The organism is Xanthobacter sp. DMC12, from assembly GCF_056314105.1.
The window spans coordinates 32,806-48,479 of sequence record NZ_JBQUYZ010000009.1; the positions used below are offsets into that span (position 1 = coordinate 32,806).

Genomic DNA, 15,674 nt, shown 5'->3' on the forward strand with positions numbered 1-15,674 from the left:
AGCGGTAGGCAGGGGGACAAACCCCGGAGCCCCGCCGTGACCCACCCCTTCGCCCTTGATGGACAGACCGCCCTCGTCACCGGCTCGGCCTCTGGCCTCGGCTTCGAGATGGCGCGGGCACTGGCCCAGGCCGGCGCCCATGTGCTGGTGAACGGGCGCCATGCGGACCGGCTCGGCGCGGCCGTCACCGCCATCATCCGCAAAGGCGGCAAGGCCGAGCCCTTCCTGCTCGATGTGTTCGACGCGGAGGCGGTGGATGCCGCCCTGGCCAAGGCCCCGCCCATCCACATCCTCGTCAACAATGCCGGCGCCCGCGACCGCCGCGCCTTCCTCGACATGGAGGATGCCGACTTCCGCCGGCTGGTGGAGGTGGACCTTCTCGCCCCGGCCCATCTTACCCGGCAGGTGGCGCGGGGCATGGTGGCGCGCAAGGCGGGCGGGCGCATCATCAACATCACCTCCATCGCCGGTCCGCTCTCCCGCGCCGGGGATGCGGCCTACACCACGGCGAAGGGCGGGCTGGAGGCGCTGACCCGCGCGCTCGCCGCCGATCTCGGCCCGCACGGCATCACGGTGAACGCCATCGCCCCCGGCTATATGCTGACCGCGGCCAACGAGGCGCAGTCGCGGGACCAGACACTCAGGGAATGGCTCTCCCGCCGCACCTCCCTCGGCCGCTGGGGCCATCCGGAGGAGGTGGCGGGCGCGGCGGTGTTCCTCGCCTCGCCGGCAGCGTCCTACATCACTGGCCAGATCCTGGCGGTGGACGGCGGCTACATGGCGCATTTCTGACGGGGGATCGCGCCCGTCAGCGCACCCAGAAGCGCGGCATGAACAGCACCAGCACGGTGAGGATTTCCAGCCGCCCCAGCATCATGGTGCCGGTGAGCAGCCACAGCGCGGGATCGGGCAGGCCGCCGAAATTGGAGGCCGGCCCCACCACCGGCCCGAGTCCCGGCCCCACATTGGCGAGGCAGGCGATGGCCGCCGAGAAGGCGGTGCGCAGGTCCAGGCCCATCACGTTCAGCGCCACGCCCACCAGGAAGAAGGTGAGCAGGAACAGGAAGACGAAGGACAGCACCGAACCCACGACGTCGTCCGCGACCGGCGCCCCGCCATAGCGGATGGGGAAGATGCCGGCCCGGAACGAGATGCGCTTGAGGTGCTGGCGGATGGCCTTGGCGGTGATGGCGAGACGCAGCGCCTTAAGCCCGCCCGAGGTGGAGCCGGTGCAGCCGCCGAGGAACATCAGCACGAAGAAGAGGGAATCCGAGAGGGGTCCCCAGTTCGTGTAGTCCACCGACATGAATCCGGTGGTGGAGATGAGCGAGCTGACCGTGAACAGGGCGTTCCGGAGCGCCGTCTCGCCGCTGGCGATGCCCTGAAGGCTCTGCTGGGCGAAGGACAGCAGCGTGAAGGCGGCGACGATGGCGAGGAACACCCGCACCTCGGGATTGGTGAACAGGCGGCTCGCATCTCCCGACAGCGCCCGGACATAGAGCGGGAAGGGCAGGGCGGCGGCGAGCATGAAGACGATGGCCACATAGTCCACCGCCGGATTCGCGAACACCGAGAGCGAGGAATCCGAATTGGCGAAGCCGCCGCTCGACAAAGTGGACATGGCGAGCGTTACCGCATCGAACGGCTTGAGGCCCGCCGCCAGGAAGCACCCGGCGCAGATGACGGTGAGCAGCACATAGGCCTGCAGCAGGCGCTTGGCGATGCTGCCGGCGCGCGGCAGGAACTTGTCGGACTTGTCCGAGGATTCCGTGCGGAACAGCTGCATGCCGCCGATGGAGAGCACCGGCATGACGGCGATGGCGATGGCGATGATGCCAATGCCGCCGAACCAGTGCAGCAGCGCCCGCCACAAAAGGATGCCCGGCGACATGGCATCGAGCCCCGACATGACGCTGGCGCCGGTGGTGGTGAGGCCGGACATGCTCTCGAACATGGCCCGCGTGAAGGAGAGGCGGGAGGGCCCCCACATGAGCGGCAGGGCGGCGAACACGGACAGCACCACCCAGACCGAGGTGGTGAGCAGGAAGGCCTGGCGCAGGTCTAGCTTGCGGGTGAGCTGGCCGCGGCCGGTCATCCACAGAAGGACGCCGACGAAGATGGTGACGGCGGCGGAGCCGACGAAGGCAGCGCCCGCGAAGGTCTCCCGGCTGTTGGCGCGGGCGGCGAAATCGACCACGGCCGGCGCCAGCATGGCGGCGCCGAGGATGGCGAGCAGGATGCCGAGCGTGGCCGCGACCGGGCGCAGGCTGAGGACCGATACGGCCTCGGCCTCCACGGTGGGAATGCCCGCGTGCATGATCTCCCCTCTCGCCCGGTTCGCAGCAACCTCAATAAAGGACAGGGGCCAAAAAAAGTTAAAGCTGAAAGGCTAAAGCTGAAATCGTCCCGCCCGGCCTTCGCCGGGCGGATGGATGCGGTCAGTTGAGAACGCGGCGCACGTCCGGCACGTCCAAGGAGAAGGCTGGAATCTCGATGGAGAAGGCCTCCCCCGTGTCGGTGACCATCTCGTAGCGTCCGCGGATGATGCCGGTCGCCGTGTTGAGCGGCACCCCGCTCGTGTATTCGAACCGGCCACCGGGCGGCAGGGTCGGCTCCTCGCCGACGACGCCGGCACCATGCACCTCCTCGGTGCGGCCGTTGGCATCGGTGATGATCCAGTGGCGCGCCTTGAGCTGCACCGTCTCCTGGCCCAAATTGGCCACCTCGATCGTATAGGCCCAAAAATGACGGCCCTGGTCGGGCTCAGACCGCTCGGCCACATAACGCGGCGTCGCGGTCACCTGAATATTCCGAGTGATGGCGCGGTACATACCCGCTCGACCTCCCCACACCGCGGGAGAAAATGCTCCCGCGGGCGCATAGTGAACCTGCGTTGCCGCCCGCGCGCAACAGGACATGGTGCGGCGCGGCAAGGTGCGCGCCGCGACGTCAGCAATCACAAGGCTTCGGCAGCACCGGCAAGGTCGGCGATCAAGTCGTCGGCGTGCTCGAGGCCCACCGAGAGGCGCAGCAGGCCGTCGGAAATGCCCATCTCGGCCCGCGTCTCCGGCGTGAATCGCTGGTGGGTGGTGGTGGCCGGGTGTGTGATGAGGCTCTTCGCATCGCCGAGATTGTTGGAGATGCGGATGAGCCGCAGGGCGTTGGCGAAGCGGAAGGCTCCTTCCTTGCCGTCCTTCACCACGAAGGTGACGAGGGTGCCGCCGCCCTTCATCTGCCGCTTGGCCAGCTCGGCCTGCGGATGATCGGCGCGGCCGGGATAGATCACCTTTTCCACGCCCGGCAGGCTGGCGAGGGCATCGGCCACCTTGCCCGCGCTCGCCTGCATCCGCTCCACGCGCAGGGCCAGCGTCTCCAGCCCCTTCAGCATGATCCAGGCGTTGAAGGGGGAGATGGAGGGGCCGGTCTGGCGCAGGTAGGTCTGCAGGTGGTCGGTGACGAACTGCTTGGAGGAGAGGATCACCCCGCCCAGGCAGCGGCCCTGTCCGTCCACATGCTTGGTGGTGGAATAGACCACCACGTCCGCCCCCAGCTCGAACGGATGCTGGAGGAGCGGGGTGGCGAACACATTGTCCACCACCAGCTTCGCCCCCGCCGCGTGCGCGATCTCCGCCACGGCGGCGATGTCGATGAGGTCCAGCGTCGGGTTGGTGGGGCTTTCCAGGAACAGGATCTTGGTGTTGGGCTTCACGCCCGCCTTCCAGGCGTCGAGGTCGCCGCCGTCGATGAGCGTGGTCTCGACGCCGAAGCGCGGGAGGAAGTCCTCCAGGATCCAGCGGCAGGAACCGAACAGGGCGCGGGCGGCGAGTACATGGTCGCCGGCCGAGAGCTGGCACAGCAGCGCGGCATTCACCGCCGCCATGCCCGACGCGGTGGCGCGGGCCGCTTCCGCCCCTTCGAGCAGCGCCATGCGCTCCTCGAACATGGCGGTGGTGGGGTTGGAATAGCGCGAATAGACGAAGCCGGGGTCCTCGCCCTTGAACCGCGCCTCGCAGCTTTCGGCGTCGTCATAGACGAAGCCCTGCGTCAGGAAGAGCGCCTCGGAGGTCTCGCCGAAGGGGGAGCGCGTCGTCCCGCCATGGACTAGCCGTGTTTCCGGGTGGAGTGTAAGGGGATCGCGGGGGACGAACCGGGGGGTGGGCTTGGGCGCCACGGACATGACGGTCTCCGAGGGGAGGCCGAGGGGACCGGACCGGGCGCACGCCATCGGACACGCCGATGAGGCTTCCCTTGTCGTCTCCCCGGCCTTTTAGCATGGTTGTTTAACGTGGCTGCAAGCCGGCCGGCTCAAATTCTCCACGGCCGCACTAAAGAGCGGGGCCCCCTTGGCGTCAAGGGCCTCGTCCGGTAAATCGAACAAAAAGGACGGGAAAGCGGATATGACGGTGCGTGCCACGGAGCATCTGAAGCCCGGCATCCTGCCCGCAGAGGCGATAGGGACGCTGAAGGCGTCCGGCGCCATCGCCTGCCGCAAGGCGCTGGACGACGACCAGATCCAGCCGGCGAGCCTGGACCTGCGTCTCGGCCGCACCGCATGGCGGGTGCGCGCGAGCTTCCTGCCGGGCGCCGGCGTTTCGGTGAAGGAACGGCTTGGCGACCTCGCTTTGCACGATTTCGACCTCACCAAGGGCGCTGTGCTGGAAACCGGCTGCGTCTATCTGGTGGAACTGTTCGAGCGGCTGAAGCTGCCGGCGGACCTTGCCGCCGCTGCCAATCCCAAGAGTTCCACCGGGCGCCTCGATGTGTTCGTGCGCGTCATCACCGACGGCGCGCGGGCGTTCGACACCATCCCGGCCGGCTATAATGGCCCGCTCTATCTGGAAATCTCGCCGCGCACCTTCCCCATCCTGGTGCGCACCGGTTCCCGGCTGTCGCAGGTGCGGTTCCGACGCGGCGTCTCGCGCCTGTCCGATCTGGAATTGCTGAACCTCCAGTCCGCCGAATGCCTCGTGGATGCGACGAGCCCGGACGTGGCGGCGGGCGGCATCGCGCTGGGCGTCGACCTCGCCGGCGATGCGCTGGGCGGGCTCATGGGCTTCCGCGCCAAGAAGCATACGGGCGTCATCGACGTGGATCAGGCGGGCGTGCTGGACGTGGCGGACTTCTGGGAGCCCATCCACGTGCGGCCGGACCGGCCGGCCAGCCTCGTGCTGGACCCGGATGCCTTCTACATCCTCGCCTCCCGCGAGGCGGTGCATGTGCCCCCGGATTATGCGGCGGAGATGGTGCCGTTCGATCCGCTGGTGGGCGAGTTCCGGGTGCATTATGCCGGCTTCTTCGATCCCGGCTTCGGCAATCCGGCGGCTGGCGGGCGCGGCGCGCGCGCGGTGCTGGAGGTGCGCTCGCGCGAGGTGCCGTTCATCCTGGAGCACGGGCAGACCGTGGGCCGCCTCGTCTACGAGCGCATGGCCGCGCGCCCGCACACGCTCTACGGCGCCGACATGCGCTCGCACTATCAGGGGCAGGGGCTGAAGCTCTCCAAGCACTTCAAGCCGGTGGCGCTGTAGCGCGCGATCCGAGCGGATTCAAATCAAACCGCTCGGGCCGTCGTTCAAGAAAGCCGCACCGGGCGCCAGACACGGCTCGCTTGGTCAGCGCGAAATGGTCGCCTTCCACTTTCCAGCAGCTTTGGACCAGGCGCAGTTGTAATCGCCAGCGACCGTGTTGCCCTTTACGGTTCCGGTATATTCGCAGCCGGCCTTGCCGACACCGGGCCCGGACGTGTCATCCCGCGTGATCGAAACGACATTTCCATTCACGGTCATCAGCAGATTGGCGCGGACAACGCGATTGTCTTTGGTCCAGACAGCCTGAAATGTGTTGGACCGCCCGACGCGCGTCCACACGCCCTGCCATCCCGCTTCCTGCTCGTTCCAGATTGTGCCCAGATCGACGGGTGTCTGGGCGTTCGCCAGATTTATCCCCGCAGTCGCAAGCGCCATCACAGCGACCAAATTGCAAACGCCAGCCCGCGTCATCGTCTTCCCCCTGCATGGGTGATGGTCGTGGCACCCCGATTCGGCCATCACCTCGATTCGACACTAAAGCCACATGGACTGCGATCAAGCCTGGATCTAAGGCGCCGGCGTCGCGGGAGCCGCGCCGGCGGCGATCATGTCCTCCTTGCGCCAGGGCTTGTCGCGCAGGCCGGCATTGAGTTCGCGCAAGGGGCGCAGCAGCGCCTCCGAATAGGCGAGATAGTCCGCCACCAGCGGCAGCGTTTCCCTGAGCTTCGCATCGTCCGCGAGGCCCAACACGGTTGAGACGGCCGCCGCCACGGCGGGATTGGCGGCATCGGCGCTCCCGGCGCCGGCCTCCCCCAGCACCACCTCGAAGGCGGTCAGCGTGCGCGAACGGGCCGCCTCCACCACGGTCACCAGTTGCTCCGAGGGGTTCGCGGCGGCGAGGCGGTGGGCCACGTCCTCCATCAGGGCGAGATAGGTGATGAGCACGTCGAGCGTGGAGACGATGTTGGCCACGTCGCCCGCCGAATGGCCGAACACCTGCTCCGCGCCGAGATTGGGCAGGCGCAGGCCGAGGCCGCGCACATCCTGCACCAGGGCGGCGACGCTGGTGGTCTCGCCCGGATGCGGCCACCAGGAGGCGAAGGCGGTGCGGCAGCGCCGGAGCAGCGCCCGCACCTCGGGCCGCACCTGATCGGTGAGGTAGACCGGCAGCACGATGAACGACACGGCCAGCGCCACCGCCGCGCCGATGGCGGTCTCGTAGACGCGGGCGATCATGCCCTCCGGCCCGAGCCCGGAGATGATGTGGAGCCCCAGCACCACCGAGAGGCCGACGGCGGCGGAGGCGATGTCGTAGCGGTCCTTCTGGGTCACCACGGCGACCATCTGCGCGAGCATGCAGAAGCCGGCCATGACCCAGATCTGCCCTTCCAGCGCGAGGAACAGGCCGAAGCCGAGCGCCACGCCGATGAGCGTGCCGACCGTGCGGTAGCGGACCCGCATGTAGGTCTCGCCCACGCTGTTGCCGATGACGAACATGACGGTCATCGTCGCCCAATAAGCATGATCGAGATGCACGAGGAGGTCGAAGGCGGTGGTGATGGCCGTCGCCATCGCCCCCTGGCAGGCGACCCGGTAGGGCGCGGAAAGGATCTGGCGGCCGTCCGGCCCCTTGACGAAGAGCGGGATCGCCTTGGGCGGCGGAGGCAGGTCGTCCGGCGTCGCATCCGGATGGGGCGGCGGGAAAGGCGCCATCTCGGCCGCCGCGATGCCGGTGACCACCATGGAGAGGCGATCGAAGGCGGTCAGCGCCCGCAGCAGCGCGAAGCGCGCCTCGCCGGGCAGCTCCGGCGAGAAGGCCACGAGGCGCAATTGCGCCACGGCGCGCTCGAACCGCTCTTCCGCATGCACGTCCGAGACATCCACCGCCTCCAGCCGGCGGGCGATGTGGTCGGCTGCCGCCGCGAAGGGGTGGCGCCATTCCACGGTATCGGGCGTGTTCTTGGGCACGCAGCCGGCGAGAAGCTGCACCGCCACGCGCAGCCGGTAGAAGCGCACGCGCAACTGCTCGAAATCGGGCTGCGCGGCGGGGTCTTCCGCAATGGCATTGGCGAGGGCATTCCACACCCGGCCGCGCAGATGCTCCAGCACCTCGGATGCATCCGGCGGGAAGGGATGGTTTTCGCGCACCGCCGCCGACAGCTCGCGCAGATAGCTGGCGACCGCCCCCTGCATGTCCAGGGTGGTGTCCACGAAGGCGTTCACGGCGGACGGCCGCCACGGCGAGAGCCGCACCGCGGCCGCCACCAGCGCCCCCTGGCAGAAGGCGAGCAGCAGCATGGCCGCCTCCATCCGTGTCGGGCGGATGATGGTGCCCACCGTCGCCACCACGATGAGCGCGAGGCCGAGGCGCTGGCCGTCCATGCCGCCGCGCCGCAAGGCCAGCGCGATGAACGACAGCGGGATCAGCAAGAGCTTCTGCAGCATGTCGTTGGCCGCGCCGTTGCCGGGGCCGATGGCCGTGAGCAGCGCGAGAAAAGCGACGGAAACGGTGAACAGGCGCAGCATGGTGCGCCCCTCGGCGGCGACGCTGGCGCCGGGATTGAACGAGATCATCACCAGCGCGGCGCAGCCCGCCATCATCGGGAAGGTGGTGTCCATGCCCAAGCGGAAAGCCACCGAGGTGGCATAGCCGGTGACGATGACGATGACGAAGGAGATGCCCAGCGCCAGCGCGCGCGTGGTGTCGATGCCGCCGGGATCGTGGTCCGCGAGCCAGCGCTTCACGCTGCGGGCGAACGGCTCGCGCGGCTGGACGGGGCTTGCGGGCGGCGGGGACGGGGACTCCATCGTGCGGGCTCGGCTGTTTCCTGTCGGGCGGGACGGTGGATGAACGCGGAATTTGGCCTTAGCGCGGTCGCGCGCGCGGGATGTGCCCCAACCTCTACTGCTTCGCTCCATCGGGCAATGGCAGGGTGCGGCGAGTTCCGGTTTGCCGGCTAGCGCTTCAACTTTGGTCCGATCTGCTCTAAGCGGATGCGGCAATGCACAAGCGCCGTCAGGCGCGGCAACGGTGAAGGCGCCGGGAACGGCGCGTGAACGGGAACACGTTCATGGCGGGCGAGACGACGGCGCGGGTCACGGAGCTGTATGCGGCGAAGCTTGCCGCCGGCGACATCTCGGAAGACCCGGCCCAGGCGGAAGTGGTCGAGGAGTTCGCCCGGCTGGAGCTGGAACTGCGGCAGCGGGCGCTGGCGCAGAAATCCTCCGCGCTCGGCTGGCTGTTCCAGCGCCGCGCTCCGGTGCAGCCCAAGGGCATGTACGTCTATGGCAAGGTCGGCCGCGGCAAGACCATGCTCATGGACCTCTTCTTCGATGCGCTGCCGGCCAAGGGCAAGCGCCGGGCGCATTTCCACGAATTCATGGGCGACGTCCATGAGCGCATCTTCCGCGAGCGGCAGGCGCAGAAGCAGGGCGAGCGCAAGAGCGCCGACCCCATCGCCCCGGTCGCGCAGGCCCTGGCCGACGAGGCCAAGGTGCTGTGCTTCGATGAATTCCACGTCACCGACATCGCCGACGCCATGATCCTTGGCCGGCTGTTCGAGAAGCTGTTCGCCGACGGCGTGGTGGTGGTGGCCACCTCCAACGTCGCGCCGCAGGATCTTTACGCCGGCGGCCTCAACCGCGCGTTGTTCCTGCCCTTCATCGGCGAGATCGAGCAGCGCATGCGCGTCATGTCCCTCGATTCCCGCACCGATTACCGCATGGAGAAGCTGGAGGGCGTGAGCACCTGGCATACGCCGCTCGGCCCGGCCGCCGACGCGGCGGTGGCGGCGGCCTGGCGGCGGCTCGCCGGCCCCACCGGCGGACGGCCGGGGGAGATGCTGTTGAAGGGCCGCAAGCTCGCCATTCCCGCCATGGGGCAGGGCGCGGCGCGCTTTTCCTTCGCCAATCTGTGCGAGGCGGCGCTGGGGCCGAACCCGGATTATCTCAGCCTCGCCCGGCTGTTCCACACCATCGTGCTGGAGCACATCCCCATTCTCGGGCCGGACCAGCGCAACGAGGCGAAGCGCTTCATCTCGCTGATCGACACGCTCTACGACGCCAACGTGAAGCTCATCGCCTCGGCCGCCGCCGAGCCCGAGCAGCTCTATCTCGGCACCGAGGGCGCCGAAGCGTTCGAGTTCGCCCGCACCATCTCGCGCCTGCACGAGATGCGCTCCAGCGAATATCTCGCCAAGCCCCACGGCCGGTCGGATTCGGCGGCTTCCGGCAACACCACCGGCCTCGTCGAGACCTGATGCCCATCGCCGGGATGCCTGCCGTCAGGGTCCCTACCGCTCGGTGAAGAAGGTCATCACCACCTTGTCCTTCTCGCCCACGAGGCAGAGGAAACGGTGGGCCTTGTCCGAGCGATCGCGCTTGATATAGGCCTCGCCCATCAGCACGGCCGTGATCTTCTCCTGCCCCACCGCCACGTCGGCCTTCGCAATGGTGAGGCCGTCCATGTCGATGAAGATGTCGTCGACCGAGGGCGAGCGGGCCTTCAGCCGCACCATCGCATGGGCCTTGCAGGCGGCAGCGCGCTCGGCGTCCTCCGGCGCCTCGGCCTCGGCGGCCTTGAGCGCTTCTTCGGTGACGGTCTGTTCCGCCCGCGCCTTCAGCGCGTCCTCGGGCTTGGGGGCGGCGAGCGGCGGCGCCACCTTCGGCGAGACCACGGGCGGTGTCGCCGGCGCGGGGGGTGCTCCGGCGGGCGCGGGGCGTGGCGGAACGGGATCGGCCGGGGCGGCCTGCTGGGCCAGCGCGGCGCCGCTCAGCAGCGTACCGGCGAGGAACACCCCCGCTATCGCAGGGAGAAAGAAGCGGGTCGGGCGGGCAGACGGCATCATGTCCTCCGGATGGTTTGGGAGGACAACGCAGGCGCGGCCATATGGTGCCGCCGCGCCTCTGCTTTCGGTTAACCTTATCTGACGTGCCGGCCCGTCAGGGCATAGCAGAAGGCGTCGAGCATTTCGGCCTCAGCGTCCTTCAGCGACCCATCGGCGCTGATGACGCGCATGCCGGCCTTGAGCAGGGTGGCGATGGCTTCGGTGCCGCTCTCGAACAGGGTGTCGAGCGAGCTTTCCACGGACTCGGGCGTCGGCCGCAGTCGGGCGACCCAGGCGGCGAGGCGCTCGCGTTCGGCGCCGGTCAGGTCGATCTCCTCGGCGGCGCAGGCGCGCTCGCAGAAGAACACCATCTCCTCCACCTCGGCGGCCCCGATCTCGCGATCGGCCCGCGCCAGCGCGGCCAGGAGCGCGATGCCGGCCTTGCGGATGACCATGCGGATGCGGTCCCAGCGCTGGTCCTCGGGCTCTTCGGGGGCGACCACCTCCGCGTCCTTCGGCCAGATGAAGCCGAAGGTCTCGTAGAAGAAGCGCGACAGCGGCTCGCGCTTCGCGCCATCGAGGTCAGTCACCGCGGTGATGCGGTCCACCCGGAACGCGCGCGCCGCCTGCCGTTCGTGGCACTTGGCGATGAGGATGGGCACGCCCTCCACATTGCGCTGCACCGCCCACACCGAGATGCGGCGGTGGCTGATGTTGCCGGCGTGGTCCACGTAATCGATGGCGAAGGACTGCCCGTCGGCCGGGTCATGGTCGTCCGCGGCGCCGGCGGCGAGGGTATCGTGGGGATCGTCCTCGGGCACCGAGAGGCGGTGGGCGTCGGTATAGAAGGGGGCGCCGATCATCTCGACACGGTCGAGGATGAAGGACTTCAGCGAGGTGATGGCGTTCATGGGGGCGCTCACACTGAGGCCGACGATGTCCCCATCGGGCCGACGACTATTCCCCCATAGATAGCTGGCGCAGCGTCGCCGATAAAGCTTTTCCCCGTGGTCACTACCCCTGTGCCTCAATCCCGGTCCAGCGCATCCCGGATCAGCAGCGCGATGTGGCGCGCCTTGCGGCCTGACCCGTGCTCGATCTGATGGCGGCAGGAGAAGCCGTTGGCGATCAGAGGCGCGTCCTCCGGCGCGGCGCGCATGGCCGGCAGCAGGGCGATCTCGGCCATCTGCATGGAGGCATCATAGTGCTCCGCCTCCAGCCCGAAGCTGCCGGCCATGCCGCAGCAGCTCGTCTCCACGATGTCGTAGGAGAAGCCGGGAATGAAGGAGAGCACCTTGCGCGTCGCCTTCATCACGCCGAACGCCTTCTGGTGGCAGTGGCCGTGCAGCACGGCCTTGGCGCCGGGAAGCGCCTTGAGCTTCAGCCGGAGCCCCCGGTTCTGGTGCTCGCGGGCGAGGAATTCCTCGAACAGGTAGAGCTGCTTGCCGAGCGCCCCGATCTTCGGGCCGAGGCCGAGGCTGTAGAGTTCGTCCCGCAGCGAGAGCAGGCAGGAGGGCTCGAGACCGATGATCGGCGTGCCGGCGGCGATCTCGCTCTCGAAGGCGGCGAGCACGCGCTGTCCCTCGCTGCGTGCCTTCTCCACCATGCCGGTGGTGAGATAGGTGCGGCCGCAGCACAGGGGCCGGTCCGGCTCTGCGTCGGAGGGGTCAGGCTTGGCGATGCGCACGCGGTAGCCGGCGAAGGTCAGCACCTCGCGGGCGGCCTCCGCCACCTCCGGCTCGAAATGGTGGCAGAAGGTATCCACGAACAGGATCACGTCGCCCCGTTCCGCCAGATGGGGCGCGGCGGGCGGCGGGACATAGGCAATGGGCGCCGGCTCCGGAATGGGGCGGCGGGCAGTAATGCCGAAGACGCGCTCGGCGAGGCGGGCCATCAGCGGCACGCGGTTGCGCACGAGAATGGCGAGGCGCAGAAGGCGGCGATGGCGGCCGGTCCATTCCGGCACGCCGCCGAAGAGGCGGGTGCGCAGGGGCACGCCCTTGATCTCGTGCCGTTGCGCCAGGTACTCGGTCTTGATGAGCGTCATGTCCACGGCGCTCGGGCATTCCTTCTTGCAGGCCTTGCAGGACACGCACAGGTCCATGGCTTCGTCGAGCCGGGGATCGGCGAAGGCGGCGGCGTCGCTGCCGTCGTTCAGGGCCGCCTTGAAGGCGGCGACGCGGGCCTCGGTGGAATGGGCGCGGTCGCCGGTGATGCGGTAGCTCGGGCACATCACGCCCTTGCCGGTATTCTGACAATCGCGGCTGTGCATGCACACGGCCACGGCCTTGGCGTAGTTCCCGCCGGTCGCTGGAATGCCGGAATAGGCGTCGCCGATGCCGTAGGTGTCGTAAGCCGACCAATCCAGGAAGGTTTTCATGCCGCGCGGGTCCTTTTCACCCGCGCCCATGCAAGAGGCATACCCCATGGCGGCCGGAACAAGAGCCGTGCGCCGGCGCTTGCACGGCGCAGGAGGTGCGCCCCGGCCATGCAGATCGGTCCCCTGTTCCTCGATCCCGGCGACATCGACAGCGCCCTCCGGCTGGTGGCGGCGACGGCGGCTGGCATGTCGCTGGGGCTCAACCGGGATCTCAGCGACAAGCCGACCGGCATGCGCACCCTCGGCCTCGTGGCCCTCGGGGCGGCGCTGGCCGCCCTCGCCGGGCTCCGGGCGGAGGGGGTGTCGGGCGATCCGGACGCGACGAGCCGCGTCATCCAGGGGGTGATCCAGGGCGTGCTCACCGGCATCGGCTTTCTCGGCGCCGGCGTGGTGCTGCGCGATCGCAGCGCCGGGCGCATCCGCGGGCTCACCACGGCGGCGTTGGTGTGGGTCACCGCCGCCGTCGGCATCGCCTGCGCGCTGGCGTCATGGGTGCTGATCCCGCTCGGCGTCGGGCTCGCCCTGTTCCTGCTGGTGGTGCTGCACCCGCTGGAAAAGAAGCTGGAACGCAGGGCCGGTGGGGACCAGCCATAGATGGGCCCGGCGGCGCACGTGGGATAGGCGTGCGCCACCGGGCGCCGGCCGCAGCCTGCGGGACGCGCAGGACTCATGCAGCCGGAGGGAGACGGCGCCGGTTCGGCCCGTCTCTGGATCGAAGCGGAAACGCCTCGCGGGAGGTCAGAACCGCGTCGTCAGCGTTGTCAGCCAGGCCGGGGAGACCTGGACCAGGGCCGCTTCGATCCGCTTGTCGGCGCCGGTGGCGATCAGCAGGCCAACCACCACCAGCACCAGACCCATCAGGGCCTTTGCGCCCTTGCCGCCGGAAATCATGCGCGAGCGCCAGCGCATCAGCGTGGGGCGGGAGAGGGTTCCGGCGAGCGCCAGCGGCAGGCCGGCGCCGAGGCCGAACAGGCCCATCACCGCCGCCACCTCGCCGAGGTTTCGGCCCTGCGCCGCGAGCACCGATGCCGCGCCGAGGGTCGGGCCGACGCAGGGGCTCCACACCGCGCCGAGCAGAAGCCCCACGGCGAACTGACCGCCGACCCCCTCGGTCGCGAAGCCGGAAAAATGCCGGCTGGCGAGGTCGCTCACCGGACCACCCGCGGTGGCGAGCCGCGTCTGCAGCGGCGGCACGGCGAGCACTGCGCCGATGCCGATCATCAGCACCGCGCCCACCATGCGGAAGGTGTCGCCCTCCAGCCCGATGGCGTAGCCGATGGTGGCGACGAACAGGCCGATGACGGTGAAGGAGAGCGTCACCCCCACCGCCAGCGCCAGCGGGGCGAGGCGGTGCTCGGCCGCTGCCGCCCCGAGCACCAGGGGCAGCAGCGGCACGACGCAGGGCGACAGGATGGAGAGGACGCCCGCGAGAAACGCGAGGCCGAGGCTGCCGAGAGCCATGGTCGCCTCAGACGCCCTTGGCCAGCAGCGCCTCGATGGACGGCTTCGCGGTGTCGCCCACGGAACGGCCTTCCTCGGTCTTGCCCTTGTAGACGATGAGGGTGCTCTGCGCGCGGGCGCCGAACGCCTTCACCGCATCCTTCTGGCTGTCGAAATCCACGCGGAACACCACCATGTCCTTGAATTTCGGCGTCGACAGCAGCTCGCCGAGGATGGGGGCCTGGGCCGCGCACACGGGGCACCAGCCGGCGTGGATTTCCACCAGGATGGGCTTGCCCGCCTTCTGCGCGTCGGCAAAGGCGGCGGGGGTATAGGCGGCATGGTCGGTGGCGGCCAGGGCCGACGCGCCGGCGAAGGCGGCCGCGGCCAGGGGGAGGGCGACGGCAAAGGCAAGCGTGATACGGCGGGTGAACATGATGGCGTCCTTCTTCCCTTGATCGGCTGCGCTTGGCCGACATGGGGCTTTTCGCAAGGCGGTTCCGGGCGGTTACAGGGGGGCGGAGCCATCACGGGCAGTTGAAGGCGTTCACAGGCCCGGCCAATTCCGCTAGACCACGGACCAGACAGGGGCCGGCGCGGGTCGGCTTGGGAGGATTTTGCTCCGTGAACGATCAGGTGAAGCTCGTCCTTGCCTCCGGCTCTCCCCGCCGCCTCGCGCTGCTGAACCAGGCCGGCATCGAGCCGGACCTTCTCATGCCCGCCGATGTGGACGAGACGCCCGAGCGCGGCGAGCTGCCCCGCCGCCTCGCCCAGCGCCTGTCGCAGGAGAAGGCGAAGCTGGTGGCCGGCCGCGCCAAGGACGCCGAGATGAATGCGCTGGTGCTCGCCGCCGACACGGTGGTGGCGGTGGGTCGGCGCATCCTGCCCAAGCCCGATCTGGTGGACGAGGCGGAGGCATGCCTGCGCCTGCTCTCCGGCCGCACCCATCGCGTCTATACCGGCGTTTGCCTCATCGATCCGCGCGGCCGTTCCGCCACCCGCCTCGTGGAGACGCGGGTGCGCTTCAAGCGGCTGTCGCGCGACGAGATCAACGATTACCTCGCCTGCGGCGAGTGGCGCGGCAAGGCGGGCGGCTATGCCATCCAGGGCATCGCCGGCGGCTTCGTGGTGAAGCTCGTGGGCTCCTACACCAATGTGGTTGGCCTGCCGCTCTCGGAAACCCTCGGCCTCCTCACCGGCCAGGGCTACGACGTGCGCGCCGGCTGGGTGGAGCGCGCGGCGTGAGCGCGGATACACCTGCCAAGCCCATCCCCGCCGCCCGGCCGTGCCCCATCTGCGGCAAGCCGCCGGTGGAGCGCTATCACCCCTTCTGCTCCAAGCGCTGCGCCGACGTGGACCTCAACCGCTGGCTTTCCGGCAGCTACGCCATCCCCGGTCGTCCCGAGGAGGACGAGGACGGGGAGAGCGGCCCGCCCGAGCGGGGATGAACCCCATTCGGGCTCTCGCGTAAAAATATGCCTTTTCAGTAAACGCAACTTTAAA

16 protein-coding genes and 1 riboswitch are annotated in these 15,674 nt (G+C 69.1%); of the genes, 6 read left to right on the forward strand and 10 right to left on the reverse strand.

Features of this window, described 5'->3' with window-relative positions:
* Window positions 1-36 precede the first annotated feature (36 nt).
* Entirely contained in the window at window positions 37-792 is a 756-nt protein-coding gene (locus tag ACT535_RS24005; protein WP_476366290.1) for an SDR family oxidoreductase, read from the forward strand.
* 16 nt (window positions 793-808) lie between these two features.
* Here ACT535_RS24005 and ACT535_RS24010 read toward each other — a convergent pair whose 3' ends face one another.
* The 3 genes from ACT535_RS24010 to ACT535_RS24020 all read right to left on the reverse strand — a co-directional run bounded on the left by ACT535_RS24010 (window position 809) and on the right by ACT535_RS24020 (window position 4,177).
* The gene (locus ACT535_RS24010) at window positions 809-2,317 is read right to left on the reverse strand and encodes a TrkH family potassium uptake protein (protein WP_476366291.1); all 1,509 of its coding nucleotides are present in this window, start codon (window positions 2,315-2,317) and stop codon (window positions 809-811) included.
* A 121-nt stretch (window positions 2,318-2,438) separates the two neighbouring features.
* The gene (gene apaG, locus ACT535_RS24015; protein ID WP_024277461.1) at window positions 2,439-2,831 is read right to left on the reverse strand and encodes a Co2+/Mg2+ efflux protein ApaG; all 393 of its coding nucleotides are present in this window, start codon (window positions 2,829-2,831) and stop codon (window positions 2,439-2,441) included.
* Window positions 2,832-2,956: 125 nt separating this feature from the next.
* On the reverse strand, window positions 2,957-4,177 hold the full coding sequence (locus ACT535_RS24020; RefSeq protein ID WP_476366292.1) for an O-succinylhomoserine sulfhydrylase: 1,221 nt from the start codon (window positions 4,175-4,177) through the stop codon (window positions 2,957-2,959).
* A 70-nt stretch (window positions 4,178-4,247) separates the two neighbouring features.
* A riboswitch (SAM riboswitch) is annotated at window positions 4,248-4,328 on the reverse strand.
* A gap of 69 nt (window positions 4,329-4,397) precedes the next feature.
* Between ACT535_RS24020 and ACT535_RS24025 the strand changes: the two genes are divergently transcribed.
* Window positions 4,398-5,525, forward strand: a complete 1,128-nt coding sequence (locus ACT535_RS24025; RefSeq protein ID WP_476366293.1) for a 2'-deoxycytidine 5'-triphosphate deaminase — start codon at window positions 4,398-4,400, stop codon at window positions 5,523-5,525.
* An 84-nt stretch (window positions 5,526-5,609) separates the two neighbouring features.
* On the opposite strand, the gene ACT535_RS24030 is transcribed toward ACT535_RS24025, so the two are convergent.
* Together ACT535_RS24030 and ACT535_RS24035 are read right to left on the reverse strand one after the other, a co-directional pair.
* Window positions 5,610-5,960, reverse strand: a complete 351-nt coding sequence (locus ACT535_RS24030) for a hypothetical protein (protein ID WP_476366294.1) — start codon at window positions 5,958-5,960, stop codon at window positions 5,610-5,612.
* A 132-nt stretch (window positions 5,961-6,092) separates the two neighbouring features.
* On the reverse strand, window positions 6,093-8,333 hold the full coding sequence (locus ACT535_RS24035; RefSeq protein ID WP_476366295.1) for an FUSC family protein: 2,241 nt from the start codon (window positions 8,331-8,333) through the stop codon (window positions 6,093-6,095).
* A 263-nt stretch (window positions 8,334-8,596) separates the two neighbouring features.
* Here ACT535_RS24035 and zapE point away from each other — a divergent pair, with 263 nt between their 5' ends.
* A complete protein-coding gene (zapE, locus tag ACT535_RS24040) occupies window positions 8,597-9,784 on the forward strand; it encodes a cell division protein ZapE (RefSeq protein WP_168462536.1) in 1,188 nt (395 codons plus the stop codon).
* 33 nt (window positions 9,785-9,817) lie between these two features.
* Here zapE and ACT535_RS24045 read toward each other — a convergent pair whose 3' ends face one another.
* The 3 genes from ACT535_RS24045 to ACT535_RS24055 form a co-directional block, all read right to left on the reverse strand.
* Complete coding sequence (locus ACT535_RS24045; protein WP_476366296.1) at window positions 9,818-10,372, reverse strand: hypothetical protein; 555 nt, start codon at window positions 10,370-10,372, stop codon at window positions 9,818-9,820.
* Window positions 10,373-10,446: 74 nt separating this feature from the next.
* Window positions 10,447-11,262, reverse strand: coding sequence for a WYL domain-containing protein (locus ACT535_RS24050; protein ID WP_476366297.1), 816 nt, complete (start codon window positions 11,260-11,262; stop codon window positions 10,447-10,449).
* 116 nt (window positions 11,263-11,378) lie between these two features.
* On the reverse strand, window positions 11,379-12,731 hold the full coding sequence (locus tag ACT535_RS24055; RefSeq protein WP_476366298.1) for a (Fe-S)-binding protein: 1,353 nt from the start codon (window positions 12,729-12,731) through the stop codon (window positions 11,379-11,381).
* Window positions 12,732-12,839: 108 nt separating this feature from the next.
* Here ACT535_RS24055 and ACT535_RS24060 point away from each other — a divergent pair, with 108 nt between their 5' ends.
* The gene (locus tag ACT535_RS24060) at window positions 12,840-13,325 is read left to right on the forward strand and encodes an MgtC/SapB family protein (RefSeq protein ID WP_476366299.1); all 486 of its coding nucleotides are present in this window, start codon (window positions 12,840-12,842) and stop codon (window positions 13,323-13,325) included.
* A gap of 144 nt (window positions 13,326-13,469) precedes the next feature.
* Here the strand turns inward: ACT535_RS24060 and ACT535_RS24065 are convergent, their stop codons facing one another.
* Window positions 13,470-14,192, reverse strand: coding sequence for a cytochrome c biogenesis CcdA family protein (locus ACT535_RS24065; protein ID WP_476366300.1), 723 nt, complete (start codon window positions 14,190-14,192; stop codon window positions 13,470-13,472).
* Between the two features lie 7 nt (window positions 14,193-14,199).
* Complete coding sequence (locus ACT535_RS24070) at window positions 14,200-14,607, reverse strand: thioredoxin family protein (protein WP_476366301.1); 408 nt, start codon at window positions 14,605-14,607, stop codon at window positions 14,200-14,202.
* Between the two features lie 188 nt (window positions 14,608-14,795).
* Here ACT535_RS24070 and ACT535_RS24075 point away from each other — a divergent pair, with 188 nt between their 5' ends.
* Both ACT535_RS24075 and yacG read left to right on the forward strand, forming a co-directional pair.
* Window positions 14,796-15,416: a Maf-like protein gene (locus ACT535_RS24075; protein ID WP_168462441.1), complete on the forward strand. Its 621-nt coding sequence runs from the start codon at window positions 14,796-14,798 to the stop codon at window positions 15,414-15,416.
* Complete coding sequence (yacG, locus tag ACT535_RS24080) at window positions 15,413-15,619, forward strand: DNA gyrase inhibitor YacG (RefSeq protein ID WP_476366302.1); 207 nt, start codon at window positions 15,413-15,415, stop codon at window positions 15,617-15,619. Before ACT535_RS24075 ends, yacG begins: the two co-directional genes overlap by 4 nt.
* The last annotated feature ends 55 nt before the right edge of the window (window positions 15,620-15,674 follow it).

Excerpts from the sequence above, each read along its gene's own strand:
- ACT535_RS24010 (WP_476366291.1), bottom strand. The coding sequence starts at position 2,317 with ATGCACGCGGGCATTCCCACCGTGGAGGCCGAGGCCGTATCGGTCCTC.
- apaG (WP_024277461.1), bottom strand. The coding sequence starts at position 2,831 with ATGTACCGCGCCATCACTCGGAATATTCAGGTGACCGCGACGCCGCGT.
- ACT535_RS24020 (WP_476366292.1), bottom strand. The coding sequence starts at position 4,177 with ATGTCCGTGGCGCCCAAGCCCACCCCCCGGTTCGTCCCCCGCGATCCC.
- ACT535_RS24025 (WP_476366293.1), top strand. The coding sequence starts at position 4,398 with ATGACGGTGCGTGCCACGGAGCATCTGAAGCCCGGCATCCTGCCCGCA.
- ACT535_RS24030 (WP_476366294.1), bottom strand. The coding sequence starts at position 5,960 with ATGGCGCTTGCGACTGCGGGGATAAATCTGGCGAACGCCCAGACACCC.
- ACT535_RS24035 (WP_476366295.1), bottom strand. The coding sequence starts at position 8,333 with ATGGAGTCCCCGTCCCCGCCGCCCGCAAGCCCCGTCCAGCCGCGCGAG.
- zapE (WP_168462536.1), top strand. The coding sequence starts at position 8,597 with ATGGCGGGCGAGACGACGGCGCGGGTCACGGAGCTGTATGCGGCGAAG.
- ACT535_RS24045 (WP_476366296.1), bottom strand. The coding sequence starts at position 10,372 with ATGATGCCGTCTGCCCGCCCGACCCGCTTCTTTCTCCCTGCGATAGCG.
- ACT535_RS24050 (WP_476366297.1), bottom strand. The coding sequence starts at position 11,262 with ATGAACGCCATCACCTCGCTGAAGTCCTTCATCCTCGACCGTGTCGAG.
- ACT535_RS24055 (WP_476366298.1), bottom strand. The coding sequence starts at position 12,731 with ATGAAAACCTTCCTGGATTGGTCGGCTTACGACACCTACGGCATCGGC.
- ACT535_RS24060 (WP_476366299.1), top strand. The coding sequence starts at position 12,840 with ATGCAGATCGGTCCCCTGTTCCTCGATCCCGGCGACATCGACAGCGCC.
- ACT535_RS24065 (WP_476366300.1), bottom strand. The coding sequence starts at position 14,192 with ATGGCTCTCGGCAGCCTCGGCCTCGCGTTTCTCGCGGGCGTCCTCTCC.
- ACT535_RS24070 (WP_476366301.1), bottom strand. The coding sequence starts at position 14,607 with ATGTTCACCCGCCGTATCACGCTTGCCTTTGCCGTCGCCCTCCCCCTG.